The organism is Mycobacterium sp. E1386 (genome assembly GCF_001672745.1).
Lineage (GTDB): Bacteria > Actinomycetota > Actinomycetes > Mycobacteriales > Mycobacteriaceae > Mycobacterium.
The window spans coordinates 1-13734 of sequence record NZ_LZKH01000169.1 but is presented as its reverse complement, the minus strand read 5'-3'; the positions used below and the strand labels follow the sequence as shown (position 1 = coordinate 13734).

General features: G+C 68.5%; 15 protein-coding genes and 1 pseudogene. 7 read left to right on the top strand and 9 right to left on the bottom strand.

Annotation, left to right across the window (positions count from 1 at the left end):
- Positions 1-1069, bottom strand: a 1069-nt coding sequence (locus A5709_RS16810; protein ID WP_068120886.1) for a D-alanyl-D-alanine carboxypeptidase family protein, incomplete at its 3' end; no start/stop codon positions are given.
- 226 nt (positions 1070-1295) lie between these two features.
- On the opposite strand from A5709_RS16810, the gene A5709_RS16805 reads away from it, so the two are divergent.
- Positions 1296-1520, top strand: coding sequence for a hypothetical protein (locus tag A5709_RS16805; protein ID WP_068120889.1), 225 nt, complete (start codon positions 1296-1298; stop codon positions 1518-1520).
- On the opposite strand, the gene A5709_RS16800 is transcribed toward A5709_RS16805, so the two are convergent.
- Positions 1517-2881 carry an aspartate aminotransferase family protein gene (locus tag A5709_RS16800; RefSeq protein ID WP_082974073.1) on the bottom strand — a complete coding sequence of 455 codons (1365 nt, stop codon included), beginning with the start codon at positions 2879-2881 and terminating at the stop codon, positions 1517-1519. The genes A5709_RS16805 and A5709_RS16800 overlap by 4 nt on opposite strands.
- Before the next feature lie 59 nt (positions 2882-2940).
- Here A5709_RS16800 and A5709_RS16795 point away from each other — a divergent pair, with 59 nt between their 5' ends.
- Positions 2941-3843 carry a sigma-70 family RNA polymerase sigma factor gene (locus A5709_RS16795; RefSeq protein WP_068120884.1) on the top strand — a complete coding sequence of 301 codons (903 nt, stop codon included), beginning with the start codon at positions 2941-2943 and terminating at the stop codon, positions 3841-3843.
- On the opposite strand, the pseudogene A5709_RS16790 reads toward A5709_RS16795, so the two are convergent.
- The 5 genes and pseudogenes from A5709_RS16790 to sdhC all read right to left on the bottom strand — a co-directional run.
- Positions 3815-4426 (bottom strand): annotated as a pseudogene (locus tag A5709_RS16790) (carboxymuconolactone decarboxylase family protein); the annotation flags it as partial. The gene A5709_RS16795 and the pseudogene A5709_RS16790 sit on opposite strands and share 29 nt — an antisense overlap.
- Positions 4427-4562: 136 nt before the next feature.
- On the bottom strand, positions 4563-5357 hold the full coding sequence (locus A5709_RS16785) for a succinate dehydrogenase iron-sulfur subunit (RefSeq protein WP_068120880.1): 795 nt from the start codon (positions 5355-5357) through the stop codon (positions 4563-4565).
- Complete coding sequence (gene sdhA / locus A5709_RS16780; protein ID WP_067943790.1) at positions 5357-7111, bottom strand: succinate dehydrogenase flavoprotein subunit; 1755 nt, start codon at positions 7109-7111, stop codon at positions 5357-5359. Before sdhA ends, A5709_RS16785 begins: the two co-directional genes overlap by 1 nt.
- Positions 7112-7114: 3 nt before the next feature.
- Positions 7115-7585: a succinate dehydrogenase hydrophobic membrane anchor subunit gene (locus A5709_RS16775; protein WP_068011395.1), complete on the bottom strand. Its 471-nt coding sequence runs from the start codon at positions 7583-7585 to the stop codon at positions 7115-7117.
- Positions 7582-7920, bottom strand: coding sequence for a succinate dehydrogenase, cytochrome b556 subunit (gene sdhC, locus A5709_RS16770; protein WP_068011394.1), 339 nt, complete (start codon positions 7918-7920; stop codon positions 7582-7584). Before sdhC ends, A5709_RS16775 begins: the two co-directional genes overlap by 4 nt.
- Before the next feature lie 240 nt (positions 7921-8160).
- Here sdhC and A5709_RS16765 point away from each other — a divergent pair, with 240 nt between their 5' ends.
- From A5709_RS16765 to A5709_RS16755, 3 genes are read left to right on the top strand one after another with little or no spacing between them, the layout of a single operon-like run.
- The gene (locus tag A5709_RS16765) at positions 8161-8559 is read left to right on the top strand and encodes a cytidine deaminase (protein ID WP_068011393.1); all 399 of its coding nucleotides are present in this window, start codon (positions 8161-8163) and stop codon (positions 8557-8559) included.
- Positions 8556-9842 carry a thymidine phosphorylase gene (locus A5709_RS16760; RefSeq protein ID WP_068120878.1) on the top strand — a complete coding sequence of 429 codons (1287 nt, stop codon included), beginning with the start codon at positions 8556-8558 and terminating at the stop codon, positions 9840-9842. Before A5709_RS16765 ends, A5709_RS16760 begins: the two co-directional genes overlap by 4 nt.
- Complete coding sequence (locus A5709_RS16755; protein ID WP_068120876.1) at positions 9839-10930, top strand: adenosine deaminase; 1092 nt, start codon at positions 9839-9841, stop codon at positions 10928-10930. Before A5709_RS16760 ends, A5709_RS16755 begins: the two co-directional genes overlap by 4 nt.
- Positions 10931-10972: 42 nt before the next feature.
- On the opposite strand, the gene A5709_RS16750 is transcribed toward A5709_RS16755, so the two are convergent.
- Together A5709_RS16750 and A5709_RS16745 are read right to left on the bottom strand one after the other, a co-directional pair.
- Complete coding sequence (locus A5709_RS16750) at positions 10973-11257, bottom strand: GlsB/YeaQ/YmgE family stress response membrane protein (protein ID WP_068120874.1); 285 nt, start codon at positions 11255-11257, stop codon at positions 10973-10975.
- A gap of 93 nt (positions 11258-11350) precedes the next feature.
- Positions 11351-12022: a GntR family transcriptional regulator gene (locus A5709_RS16745; protein ID WP_068120872.1), complete on the bottom strand. Its 672-nt coding sequence runs from the start codon at positions 12020-12022 to the stop codon at positions 11351-11353.
- A gap of 207 nt (positions 12023-12229) precedes the next feature.
- Here A5709_RS16745 and A5709_RS16740 point away from each other — a divergent pair, with 207 nt between their 5' ends.
- Positions 12230-13201: a cupin gene (locus A5709_RS16740; RefSeq protein ID WP_067943813.1), complete on the top strand. Its 972-nt coding sequence runs from the start codon at positions 12230-12232 to the stop codon at positions 13199-13201.
- A gap of 48 nt (positions 13202-13249) precedes the next feature.
- On the top strand, positions 13250-13734 hold a 485-nt coding region (locus A5709_RS16735; protein WP_156768082.1), incomplete at its 3' end, for a VWA domain-containing protein.

Below are 13734 nucleotides of genomic sequence, written 5' to 3'. Positions count from 1 at the left end.
AGGGGTCGGGTTCGATCAGGTTGCCGACCTGGGTGCCCTGCGGCGTGCTGAAACCGTAGTCCAGCAGGTGCGCCGCCTGCTCCCATGGGGCGATCGGCTGCCGCGTCCCATGTAGCAACACGGCCATCAGGCGGCGGCCGTTGTGGTTGGCGGCGCCCACGAAGGTCTGGCCGGCGTCGTCGGTGTAACCGGTCTTGCCGCCCAGGGCGCCCGGGTACTTGTAGAGCAGCTGGTTGTCGTTTTCCAGTTCGTAGCCGGGGTGGTCGCCGTGGCCGGGGAAGTCGAACGTCCGCGTCGCGACGATGTCGGCGAAAGTCGGGTTCTGCCAGGCGTACCGGTAGAACAGGCCGATGTCGTAGGCCGAGGTGCTCATGCCGGGCCCGTCCAGCCCGGACGGCGTCGCCACCCGGGTGTCCTTGCCGCCGAGCTTGGCGGCCAGCACATTGATCTTCTCCACCGCCTGCTGCATTCCGCCGAGCTGCATGGCCAGCGCGTGCGCGGCGTCGTTGCCGGAGTGCATCAGCAGGCCGTGCAGGAGCTGGTTGACGGTGAACACCCCGCCCTCTTCGACACCGACCTTGGTGCCCTCGGCGGCCGCGTCGTCGGCGGTGCCGGGCACCGACTTGTTCAGGTTGAGCGCATTGATGGCGGCCATCGCGACCAGCACCTTGATGATGCTGGCGGGCCGGTGCCGGCCGTGCGGGTCTTTGGCGGCGATCACCGCGCCGCTGTCCAGGTCCGCCACCAGCCACGCGTCGGCGGAGACGTCGGTGGGCAGCGCCGGCGTATCGGGCGCGGCGACGATGCCGCAGCCGGCCAGCGCCTCGCCGCCGACCGGCTTGGGGGGCACCGCCAGCGGGATCGGCGGGTCGCCGGCCTGGGGAACCTCCGACGAATCCACCGCGGGCGGGGTGTTCACCTTGAAGGGGCAGTTCGCGGGGGCGGCGTTGGGTCCGGCGCCGGGCTCGGCGCCGGCGGTGGGCAACGCCGCGGGCGCGGCCAGCGTCACCGGAGCGGCGATCACGAAAACGGCCGCTGCCAGGCACGATGCGGGACGTAGGAAGTTCATTGCTTGTGCAGACTAGGCGATCGCGGGCCCGATTCGAGGGAGCCGCGCTGTGACTGGTGATACGGAAGTTGCGAGAGCGCCGGACCGCGCGGGAACGCCGCCGAGCCACTACGCTGGGCATGCCGTCAGCGTGACGGCAACGAATCTCCCCCGAACCCGAGGGCGCGCCATTCACAACGATCGTTTCTGGTCCCGGTTGCGGCGAAACAGCGACGCTCCGCGGTCGCTGCCGCGGCTGATCAAGGAAGTCGAGAAGGCAACGCAGGTCCGCCGCTCCGGGCTGGAAGGCGTGCTGAGCGAACTGCGGCAGCATCGTGACGCCACGACCGACGCCGGCCTGCGGGAGGCGCTCACCTGGCTCTGCAACGCGGTGACGCGCATGGTGAGCAACCCGACGGCGGCGCACTCCCGGGAGGTTCTGATCGCGGCCGACGCGGTGAAGCGGGGCTAAAGCTTGTTGGACGCCTCCGCGAGCACGCCGCGCAATACCGATTCGATGGTGTCGAACTCGGCCTGACCGCTGATCAGCGGCGGCGCCACCTGGACGACGGGATCGCCGCGGTCGTCGGCGCGGCAATACAGGCCCGCTTCGAAGAGCGCCGGCGACACGTATCCGTGCAGCAGCCGCTCACACTCTTCCGCGGTGAACGTTTCCTTGGTCGCCTTGTCCTTGACCAGTTCGATGCCGTAGAAGTAGCCCTCGCCGCGCACGTCGCCGACGATGGGCAGGTCGTACAGCCGCTCCAGGGTGGCGCGGAAGGCGGACGCGTGCTGCTTGACGCGGTCGTTGAGTCCCTCGCGCTCGAAGATGTCCAGGTTGGCCAGCCCCACGGCCGTCGAAACCGGGTGTCCGCCAAAGGTATAGCCGTGCGGGAAGACCGTCGTGCCGTCGTTGAACGGCTCGAACAGCCTCTCGCTGGCGATCATCGCGCCCAGCGGCGAGTAGCCCGATGTCAGCCCCTTGGCGCAGGTGATCAGGTCGGGCACGTAGCCGAAGTCGTCACAGGCGAACATCGACCCGATGCGGCCGAACGCGCAGATCACCTCGTCCGAGACCAGCAGCACGTCGTACTCGTCGCAGATCTGCCGCACCCGTTCGAAATAGCCCGGAGGAGGGGGGATGGCGCCGCCCGCGTTCTGCACCGGTTCCAGGAACACCGCGGCGACGGTCGCCGGGCCCTCGAACTCGATCGCCTCCGCGATCCGGTCGGCGGCCCATAGGCCAAACGCCTTGGGGTCGTTGGCGAACGGTTCGGGCGCCCGGTAGAAGTTCGTGTTGGGCACCCGGAATCCGCCGGGCGTCACCGGTTCGAACGGCGCCTTGTACGACGGCAGGCCGGTGATCGCGAGGGCGCCCTGGGTGGTGCCGTGATAGGCGATCGACCGCGAAATCACCTTGTGCTTACCGGGTTTGCCGGTCAACTTGAAGTACTGCTTGGCCAGCTTCCACGCGGTCTCGACGGCCTCGGTGCCACCGGTGGTGAAGAACACCCGGTTCAGGTCGCCCGGGGCGTAGCCCGCCAGCCGCTCGGCGAGTTCCACCGCGGCCGGGTGGGCGTAACCCCACAGCGGGAAGTACGCGAGCGTGCTCGCCTGCCGCGCCGCGACCTCCGCGAGCTCGGTGCGGCCGTGGCCGACCTGCACGGTGAACAGCCCGGACAGCGCGTCGAGGTAGCTCTTGCCGCGGTCGTCGAAGATCCGCACGCCCTCGCCGCGCACGATGACCGGCGGCGTGATGCCGGAGCCGTGCCGGGCGAAGTGCAGCCACAGGTGTTCTGTCATCTTGACCGTGAGCGTAGCGCTCGGCTCGATGGCGCGGTTCCTTTCTCGCGCCGTTCCGGCGCTCGCCGTCACCACGCTAGGCTCGCGTTATGACCGCAGCGCAGCAGGTCAGCGAATTCGAGTCCCTGCGGCCGCATCTCATGGCGGTCGCCTACCGGCTCACCGGCACCATGGCCGACGCCGAGGACATCGTTCAGGAAGCCTGGCTGCGCTTCGACGGGCAGAAAGCCGCGATCACCGATCCGCGGGCATGGCTGACCACGGTGGTGAGCCGGCTGGGCCTGGACAAGCTGCGCTCGGCCGCGCACCGGCGCGAGACCTACACTGGCAACTGGCTGCCGGAGCCGGTGGTGACCGGCCTCGACCCCACGGATCCACTGGCCGCCGTGGTGGCCCGCGAGGACGCCCGGTACGCGGCGATGGTGGTGCTCGAACGCCTGTCGCCCGATCAGCGGGTCGCCTTCGTGCTGCATGACGGCTTCGCGGTGCCCTTCGCCGAAGTGGCCGACGTGCTGGGCACCAGCGAGGCCGGCGCCCGGCAGCTGGCGTCGCGGGCCCGCAAGGCCGTCACGGCTGAGCCGCCGCCCAAGCCCGACCCGACGCACGACGAGGTGGTCGGCCGGCTGCTGGCCGCCATGGCCGCCGGCGACCTGGACACCGTGGTCTCGTTGCTGCACCCCGACGTCACCTTCACCGGCGATTCGAATGGCAAGGCGCCCACGGCCGTTCAGACCATCCACGGCCCGGACAAGGTGGTGCGGTTCATGCTGGGCCTGGCGCAGCGCTACGGACCGGCGATGTTCACCTCGTATCAGCTGGGGCTGGTCAACGGCGAACTGGGCGTCTACACCGCCGGCTGCCCCGCGTCTGACGGCTACCGGGAGATGCTGCCGCGGATCACGGTGTTCACGGTGCGCGACGGAAAGGTCTGCGCGCTTTGGGATATCGCCAACCCGGACAAGTTCACCGGCTCTCCGCTGCGGCCTCGCTAGCCCACGGCACGCGGCAGGCGTCCCCGGAGTTGAAGCCCTGCTCGGTGATGCCAAGCGCGGTGTTCATCCGGGCCCGCATGTTCTCCACGCCGATCTGATAGGTCAGCTCGATCACACCGGCATCGCCGAACCGGGCCCTCAGGTCGGCGACCTGCTCGTCGGTGACGGTGTGCGGGTCGGTCGTCATCGCGTCGGCGTAGCGGATCGCGGCGCGCTCGTCGTCGGTGAATGCCGACGAGGTGGCGTAATCGTCGATCTCCTTGAGCCGCTCGATGTCGAGGCCGTCCAGGCGCTGCAACATCGACCCGAAGTCGACGCACCAGGAACAGCCCACGCTGCGCGCGGTCCACAACACCGCCAGCTCCCGCACGCTGACCGGCAACGCCTTGGACGCCCGGTCGAGCATCGTCTCGTGCACGGCGCCGGCGATCATCAGCTTGCGATGGTGGGCCGTCACGGTGAAGGGCTCGGGGACCTGACCGTAACGCCGCTTGGCGATCCGGTACATCACGCGGGTCAGCAGCCCGGCACGCCGGGGGGACAGGGGCTCGATGCGAGTTTTCTGTGTCATACCCCTCAGACGAGACAGGTCGCGAAACTGTGACGGGCTTTCCGACCATTGGGCGACTTTCGAACTCGATATCACCCGCGATATCAAATTCGGGAAGCGGGTAATGGTATCGACGCGGTGCTTCTGTGGTGGATGTTTCCGCGGAGGCCTAGCGCGTGAACATCAGCGCGCGCTTGACCTCTTGGATCGCCTTGGTGATCTGGATGCCGCGCGGGCAGCACTCGGTGCAGTTGAACGTGGTGCGGCACCGCCACACGCCGTCCACCTCGTTGAGGATGTCGAGGCGCTCGGCGGCCGCCTCGTCGCGGCTGTCGAAGATGAAGCGGTGCGCGTTGACGATCGCCGCCGGGCCGTAGTAACTGCCCTCGTGCCAGAACACCGGACAGCTGGTGGTGCAGGCCGCGCACAGAATGCACTTGGTGGTGTCGTCGTAGCGGGCACGGTCGGTGGGGCTCTGAATGCGTTCCCGCGTCGGCGGATTCCCACTGGTGACCAGGTAGGGCTTGACCGCGCGGTAGGCGTCGAAGAAGGGCTCCATGTTGACCACCAGGTCCTTCTCCACCGGCAGGCCACGGATGGGTTCCACCGTGATGGTCAGTTGCTTGCCCTTCTTCTGGGGCAGCAGGTCGCGCATCAGCACCTTGCAGGCCAGCCGGTTCACACCGTTGATGCGCATCGCGTCCGAGCCGCACACCCCGTGGGCGCAGGACCGCCGGAAGGTCAGCGTGCCGTCCAGGTAGCTCTTGATGTAGATCAGCAAGTTGAGCAGCCTGTCACTGGGCAGGCACGGCACCCGAAAGCTTTGCCAGCCACCGGTTTCCGCGAACGCGTCCGGATTGTCGGGGTTGAACCGCGCGATCTTCAAAGTCACCAGCACGGCGCCCTCGGGGATGGGCGGAAGTGGCGGCTCCACGCGGGGCTCGACAGACTCGCCTGCAGTCATCAGTACTTCCGTTCCTTCGGTTCGTAGCGGGTCTGCACGACGGGCTTGAAGTCCAGCGCGATGTCGCTCAGCAGATCGGTGCCCTGCTTGTAGGCCATGGTGTGGCGCATGTAGTTGACGTCGTCGCGGTTCGGGTAGTCCTCCCTGGCATGCCCGCCCCGGGACTCCTTGCGGTTCAGCGCGCCGACCACGGTGACCTCGGCCAGCTCCAGCAGGAACCCCAGCTCGATGGCCTCCAGCAGGTCGCTGTTGAAGCGCTTTCCCTTGTCGTGCACGGTGATTCGGGAATAACGCTCCTTGAGCGCATGGATGTCGGTGAGCGCCTGCTTCAGCGTCTCCTCGGTGCGGAACACCGCGGCGTTGTTGTCCATCGACTGCTGCAGCGCGCCGCGGATGTCGGCCACGCGCTCGTTGCCGTGCTCGTTGAGGATGTCGCCGACCCAGCCGACCACCATCGCCTCGGGGTTGGGCGGCATGTCGACGAAGTCGTGCCCGTCGGCGTAGTCCGCGGCGGCGATCCCGGCGCGACGGCCGAAGACGTTGATGTCCAGCAGCGAGTTGGTGCCCAGCCGGTTGGCCCCGTGCACCGACACGCACGCGCATTCGCCGGCCGCATACAGGCCGGGCACCGTAGAAGTGTTGTCCCGCAACACCTGTCCGGTGACCGTGGTGGGGATGCCGCCCATCACGTAGTGACACGTGGGGTAGACCGGGACCAGTTCGTGCACCGGGTCCACGCCCAGATAGGTGCGGGCGAATTCAGTGATGTCGGGCAGCTTGGCCTCGAGCACGTCCTCGCCGAGGTGACGGACGTCGATGTAGACGTAGTCCTTGTGCGGGCCGGCACCGCGGCCTTCGAGCACCTCCAAAACCATCGAGCGGGCGACGATGTCGCGCGGCGCCAGGTCGACGATCGTCGGCGCGTAGCGCTCCATGAACCGCTCGCCCTCCCCGTTGAGCAGGCGGCCGCCCTCACCGCGCACGGCCTCGGAGATCAGGATGCCCAACCCGGCCAGGCCCGTCGGGTGGAACTGGTGAAACTCCATGTCCTCCAAGGGAAGTCCCTTGCGGAACACGATCCCGATGCCGTCACCGGTGAGTGTGTGCGCGTTGGAGGTGGTCTTGTACATCCGGCCCGACCCGCCGGTCGCCAGCACCACGGCCTTGGCGTGAAAGACGTGGATCTCGCCGGTGGCCAACTCGTAGGCCACCACGCCGGTGGCCACCGGGCCGCTCGGCGTCTGCGTCAAAACCAGGTCCAGCGCGTAGAACTCGTTGAAGAACTGCACGTCGTGCTTGACGCAGTTCTGATACAGGGTCTGCAGGATCATGTGGCCGGTGCGGTCGGCGGCATAACACGCCCGGCGCACCGGGGCCTTACCGTGTTCGCGGGTGTGCCCGCCGAACCGGCGCTGGTCGATGCGGCCCTCGGGGGTGCGGTTGAACGGCATGCCCATCTTCTCGAGGTCGAGCACCGCGTCGATGGCTTCCTTGCACATGATCTCCACCGCGTCCTGGTCGGCGAGGTAGTCGCCGCCCTTGACGGTGTCGAAGGTGTGCCATTCCCAGTTGTCGTCCTCGACGTTGGCCAGCGCCGCGCACATCCCGCCCTGGGCGGCGCCGGTGTGGCTGCGGGTGGGGTAGAGCTTGGTCAGCACCGCGGTCCGCACGCGTGGGCCGGCTTCCACCGCCGCGCGCATGCCGGCGCCGCCGGCGCCGACGATCACCACGTCGTAGCGGTGTTGCTGGATCACCGGTCAGCCTCCGATGTTCGGGTCGAATGTCACCAGCACGTAGGTGCCGAGCACCAACGTGAAACCCATCGACAGCAGCAGCAGGCTGTTGAGCCAGAAGCGGGTGCTGTCCTTGCGGCTGTAGTCGTCGATGATGGTGCGCAGGCCGTTGCCGCCGTGCAGCTGCGCCAGCCACAACAGCGCCAGATCCCAGAATTGCCAGAACGGCGAGGCCCAGCGCTGCGCCACGTAGTTGAAGTCGATGCGGTAAACGCCGTTGTCCCACATCAGCATGATGAACAGGTGCCCGACGGCCAGGATGATCAGCGCGACCCCGGAGAACCGCATGAACAGCCACGCGAACTTCTCGAAGTTGGGGATGCCGGCCCGGCGCCGCGGCGAGCGCGGGTTGTCGAGGCTGGCCGGCCGGTCGTGGCTGCGCTGGTGCACCGGCGCGACCTGGCCCCGGCCCAGTTGCAGGTCCGGGGAGCTCATCGGAGGTGCTCCCAGATATGGATGCCGGTGACAACCCCGGCCGGAACCATGAGCAGCAGGAAGACGACGCCGACGATCCAAAACATCAGCTTCTGGTAGCGGGTGCCCTCGGACCAGAAGTCGATGAGGATGACGCGGATGCCGTTCAGCCCGTGGAATGCCACCGCGGCCACCAGCCCGTACTCCATCAGGCCGACGACCGGGGTCTGATAGTCGTGGATCACCGCGTTGTAGGTCTGCGGGCTGACCCGCAGCATCGCGGCGTCCAGCACGTGGACGAACAGGAAGAAGAAGATGGTCGCGCCGCTGATGCGATGCAACACCCACGACCACATGCCCGGGTCGCCCCGATACAGGGTTCGGGGTGGACGCCGCTTGCGCGAGGGTGCAGATTCTTTTGCCGGATCCGCGGTTGTCGCCTGTGTGGTCACCCAGTCCTCACCGCCTTCTGACATCGGGGCAGTTCAGCCTAACCCGGCCGGCGGACCGCCTGCGCCGCACAGTCCGCCAAGCGAAGTGACGTGTCAGGGTTAGGCTGGCCGTCTGACGTGGCAAAAGCTGAGCGGGGTTGCGATATGCCTGATGTCGATTGGAACATGTTGCGCGACAAGGCAATCAGCGCTGCGGCGGGGGCCTACGCGCCGTACTCGCGGTTCCCGGTGGGCGCGGCCGCGCTGGTCGACGACGGGCGCGTGGTCACCGGCTGCAATGTGGAAAACATCTCATATGGCCTTGGTCTCTGTGCCGAATGCGGTGTGGTGTGCGCCCTACACGCGACGGGAGGCGGCCGGCTGATCGCGCTGGCCTGCGTCGACGGGCTGGGGGCGCCGCTGATGCCGTGCGGGAGGTGCCGCCAGCTGCTGCTGGAGCACGGCGGCCCCGACCTGCTGGTCGATCATCCGGCCGGGCCGCGCCGGCTCGGCGAGCTCCTGCCCGACGCCTTCAGCGCCGACCTGCCGCGGGAACCCCGTTGACCGACTACACATTCGACGCGCCCACGGTGATCAGAACCAAGCGCGACGGCGGCCGGCTGTCCGACGCCGCCATCGAATGGGTCATCGACGCCTACACCCGCGGCCGGGTCGCCGAGGAGCAGATGTCGGCGCTGCTGATGGCGATCTTCCTGCGCGGCATGGACGGCGGCGAGACCGCCAGCTGGACCGCGGCGATGCTGGCGTCCGGCGAGCGGCTCGACTTCCGCGACCTGGGGGTGCCGACCGTGGACAAGCACTCCACGGGGGGCGTCGGGGACAAGATCACGCTGCCCCTGGTGGCCGTCGTGGCCGCCTGCGGCGCCGCGGTGCCACAGGCGTCGGGGCGGGGGCTAGGGCACACCGGCGGCACCCTGGACAAGCTCGAGTCCATCGCCGGCTTCACCGCCGCGTTGTCCAACCGGCGGGTGCGCGACCAACTCCGCGGTGTCGGCGCGGCCATCTTCGCGGCCGGAGAGCTGGCGCCGGCCGACGCCAAGCTGTACGCCCTGCGCGACGTCACCGCCACCGTCGAGTCGCTGCCGCTGATCGCCAGCTCGGTGATGAGCAAGAAGCTGGCCGAGGGGACCGGCGCGCTGGTGCTCGACGTGAAGGTCGGGGCCGGGGCGCTGCTGCGCTCCGGGGACCGGTGCCGCGAACTGGCCCACACCATGGTCGAGCTGGGTGCGGCGCACGGGGTGCCCACCCGCGCGCTGTTGACCGACATGAACCGCCCGCTGGGCGCGACCGTGGGCAACGCCCTCGAGGTCGAAGAGTCGTTGGACGTGCTGGCCGGCGGCGGCCCGCCCGACGTGGTCGAGCTGACGTTGCGGCTGGCCGCCGAGATGCTCGAGCTGGCCGGGGTCGACGGTCGCGACCCCGCCGAGACGCTGCGCGACGGCACAGCGATGGACCGGTTCCGCCGGCTCATCGCCGCCCAGGGCGGCGATTTGTCGGTTCCGTTGCCGATCGGTGCGCATTCCGACACCGTGACCGCCCCCCGGGGCGGCACAATGGGCGATATCGACGCGATGGCAGTGGGGCTGGCGGCTTGGCGGCTCGGTGCGGGCAGGTCCCGTCCGGGCGAACGGGTGCAGGCCGGCGCCGGCGTCCGGATCCACCGCCGCCCCGGCGAACCGGTCGCGGCCGGTGCGCCGCTGTTCACCCTCTACACCGACGCGCCGGAGCGCTTCGCCGCGGCGCTGGCCGAACTGGACGGCGGCTACAGCGTCGGCGACACGCCACCGGTCTCGCGCCCGCTGATCATCGATCGGATCGTCAAGTGACCACACCCCTGGGCCTCGAGCAGATCAAGAAGGCGCCCAAGGCGCTGCTGCACGATCACCTCGACGGCGGGCTGCGCCCGTCGACCGTGGTCGAGATCGCCGGCCAGACCGGCTACGACGGGCTGCCCACCACCGACGTCGACGAGCTGGCGACCTGGTTTCGCACCCGCTCGCACAGCGGCTCGCTGGAGCGCTACCTGGAGCCGTTCTCGCACACCGTTGCGGTGATGCAGACCTCCGACGCTCTGCATCGGGTCGCCTACGAATGCGTGGAGGACCTGGCCGCCGACTCGGTCGTCTACGCCGAGATCCGATTCGCGCCCGAGCTGCACATCGACCGTGGGCTGTCCTTCGACGAGATCGTCGACGCCGTGCTGGCCGGCTTCGCCGACGGCGAAAAGGCCTGCGCCGCCGCGGGCCGGCCGATCGTGGTGCGGCTGCTGGTCACGGCCATGCGGCACGCCGCGGTGTCCCGGGAGATCGCCGCGCTGGCAATCCGGTTCCGGGACAAGGGAGTTGTCGGATTCGACATCGCCGGCGCCGAGGCCGGCAACCCGCCAACACGGCACCTGGATGCCTTCGAGTACATGCGAGACCACAACGCGCGCTTCACCATTCACGCGGGGGAGGCGTTCGGGCTGCCGTCCATCCATGAGGCGATCGCGTTCTGCGGCGCCGACCGCCTGGGCCACGGGGTGCGGATCGTCGACGATATCGACGTCCTCGGCGACGGCCGGGTCCGGCTCGGCAGGCTGGCATCCATTTTGCGGGACAAGCGAATTCCGCTGGAACTATGCCCGAGTTCCAACGTGCAGACCGGCGCGGTGAAGAGTATCGCGGACCACCCGTTCGACCTGCTGGCCCGCACCCGGTTCCGGGTGACCGTGAACACCGACAACCGACTGATGAGCGATACCACGATGAGCCTCGAAATGTGCCGACTGGTCGAGGCTTTCGGTTACGGCTGGAGCGACCTCGAGCGGTTCACCATCAATGCGATGAAGTCGGCGTTCCTCCCGTTCGACGAGCGGCTGGCGATCATCGACGACGTGATCAAACCGCGTTATGCCGTGCTGATCGCAGGCTGACGCCGCTCGCCCGAAAAGCGGGCGAGCGGCGCAGCTTTCGGCTCAGCGGGTGAGGCGCGTTCCGGTGCGGCGACCCGTCAGTGCCTCGTAGAGCGCGATGAGGACGATGGCGGCGCCGACTCCGATTAAGAACGGAATCCACGCGATGCCACCGTTGGCGTTGTGGTATCCGAACTGGCTGGCGACCGCCGAGCCGATCAAACCGCCTACAGCGCCGATCACGACGGTCATGATCATGCCGACGTTCTGCTTGCCCGGCATCACCAGGCGGGCGACGACACCGATGATCGCGCCCACGATGATGGCGAGGATGATGGATCCGACCATTTCAGCTCCTGTCCTAACGGCGCCCGGGTTGGGCGCCATCTGCGACAAGGATTTCCCCGAAAAGACGGACTTCTAACACAATTCGTCTGGAAGTCAGTTCAGGTCGGCCGCGAGCCCGATGGCGCGCACCGTGCCGACCAGGTGCTCTTGCACCGCATGCAGCGCCCGCTGGGCGTCGCCGTCGCGCAGCGCCTCGGCGATATCGCGGTGCTCGTCGAGAATCGTCGTCACCCGGTCCGGGTCGCGAAGCGCCGATTCGCCGATCATCCTCATCTGCCGATCCCGCAGAGACCCATAGAAACCCGACAGGATGGCGTTGCCCGACTCGGCCAGCGTGACGGCGTGGAAGGCGCGGTCGGCGTCGAGAAACTCGGCCCAGTCGGCGCGGTCGACGGCCTCGCGCTGCCGGTGCAGCTCGCCCGAGAGACGCTCGAAGACCGCGGCGCACGCGGCGGGTCCGCGGCCCACCACCTTGGTGGCGGCGAACTGCTCCAGCAGCAGCCGCGCCTCCATCACCGAGCGGACCTCGTCGGGCGAAACGGGGACCACCAGGGCGCCGCGCTGGGGGTACAGGCGCAGCAGCCCCTCGGCCTCCAGCCGCAGGAAGGCCTCGCGCACCGGGGTGCGCGACATCCCCAGCGCCGTGGCCACGTCACCCTCGCTGATCAGTTCCCCGCCCGGGAACGCGCCGGTGAGGACCCGCGTCTTGACGTAATCCAGCGCGCGGTCCTTGGCCGTGCCCGGCCGCGGGTCACTCGATGCCACGGCAGCCTTCCGGTAGCTAAGTCGTATCCCAGCAGTGTGGTGACCGTACACCACGGGCAACCTTGACAGGGCTACAACTGAGATACAAGATAGATACGAGAAAGACATGAGACGCACCCCTATAGCCCGCGAGCAGTTGAAGGAGACGAAGTGTCCGTCACCGACACAGCCCTGACCCCCAACCTGGATCCGACGGTCCCCGCGCCGATGATCAACGTGGCCGAGTACGGCTTCGAAGGTCGTTTTCAAGATTGGGCCTCCGACGCCGAGTACTTCGAGTACTCCAAGGCCGCCAACCCCATCGGCTCGGGGCACGTCCCGCAGGTTCCGGTTACCCGGTTCGATGCGGATGTCTACACCGATCGGCCGACCGGGGTGATCCCACTGGATCTGTCCAAGGAGCTGCAGATCGAGACCGGCGCGGCGACCAGCCCAGCGCTGCTGGCGAACTTCGTGCGCATCCGGCCGGGCGAGCAGGTCGACACCAGCCCCAACGCCACCTCGCAGCTGTACTACGTGCTCTACGGGCGGGGCTTCGCTGCGGTCAACGGCCACCTCGTCCAGTGGGAGAAGGGCGACTTCCTCACCCTTCCCGCGGGCACCCACTCGGTCTTCTACGCCGCCGCCGACACGGCCATGTACTGGGTGCACGACGAGCCGCTGATGCGATACCTCGGCGCCGAAGCCACCCAGCCGCGGTTCCGCGCGACCAAGTTCCGCCGTTCGGATGCGGTGGCCAAGCTGGAGGAGATCGCGTCGCGCCCGGGCGCCAACGAGAAGAGCCGGGTCAGCGTGCTGTTGGCCAACGCCAACCAGGAACAGACGCTGACCATCACCCACGTCCTGTGGGCCATGTTCGGCGTGCTGCCCCCGAACCAGGTGCAGCGCCCGCACCGGCACCAGTCGGTCGCCCTCGACCTCATCCTCGACGCGCCGGCCAGCGGCTGCTACACGCTGCTGGGCACCCGCCTCGACGAGCACGGCGACATCGTCGACCCGACCCGGGTGGACTGGCGGGCCGGCTGCGCCTTCACCACGCCGCCGGGCATGTGGCACGCCCACTACAACGAGACCGACCAGCCCGCCCACCTGATCCCGATCCAGGACGCCGGGCTGCAGACCCACCTCCGCAGCCTCGACATCAAGTTCACGCAGCGCCGCGACCTCGTCGCCGGCTGACCCGGCGGGCCGTGCGCGGTCCACAGTTGGCGCATAGTGTGGCTGCACATGAAGTTGCCCCTGCTGGGCCCCGTCTCGGTCACCGGCTTTCAGAACGCGTGGTTCTTTCTGTTCCTGCTGCTCGTTCTGCTGGTCCTGGGCCTCTACGTCGTGCTGCAGTTCGCCCGCCGCCGGCGGGTGCTGCGGTTCGCCAACATGGAGGTGCTCGAGCGGGTCGCACCGGCGCACCCCAGCCGGTGGCGGCACCTGCCGACCATCCTGCTCGCCGTGTCGCTGGTGCTGCTGACCACCGCGATGGCCGGGCCGACCTCCGATGTCCGGATCCCGCTCAACCGCGCGGTCGTCGTCCTGGTCATCGACATGTCGCAGTCCATGCGGGCCACCGACGTCGCACCGAATCGGCTCAAGGCGGCCGAGGAGGCGGCCAGCCAGTTCGCCAGCCAGCTGACGCCCGGGATCAACCTCGGGCTGGTGGAGTTCGCGGGCACGCCCTACCTGCTGGTGCCGCCCACCCCGCAGCACCAGGCGACCAT

Coding starts and splice junctions, on each gene's coding strand:
- sdhC (WP_068011394.1), bottom strand. CDS start 7,920: ATGTGGTCGTGGGTGTTGCATCGCATCAGCGGCGCGACCATCTTCTTC.
- A5709_RS16765 (WP_068011393.1), top strand. CDS start 8,161: ATGCCTGATGTCGATTGGAACATGTTGCGCGACAAGGCAATCAGCGCT.
- A5709_RS16750 (WP_068120874.1), bottom strand. CDS start 11,257: ATGGTCGGATCCATCATCCTCGCCATCATCGTGGGCGCGATCATCGGT.
- A5709_RS16775 (WP_068011395.1), bottom strand. CDS start 7,585: ATGAGCTCCCCGGACCTGCAACTGGGCCGGGGCCAGGTCGCGCCGGTG.
- A5709_RS16795 (WP_068120884.1), top strand. CDS start 2,941: ATGACCGCAGCGCAGCAGGTCAGCGAATTCGAGTCCCTGCGGCCGCAT.
- A5709_RS16785 (WP_068120880.1), bottom strand. CDS start 5,357: ATGACTGCAGGCGAGTCTGTCGAGCCCCGCGTGGAGCCGCCACTTCCG.
- A5709_RS16740 (WP_067943813.1), top strand. CDS start 12,230: ATGATCAACGTGGCCGAGTACGGCTTCGAAGGTCGTTTTCAAGATTGG.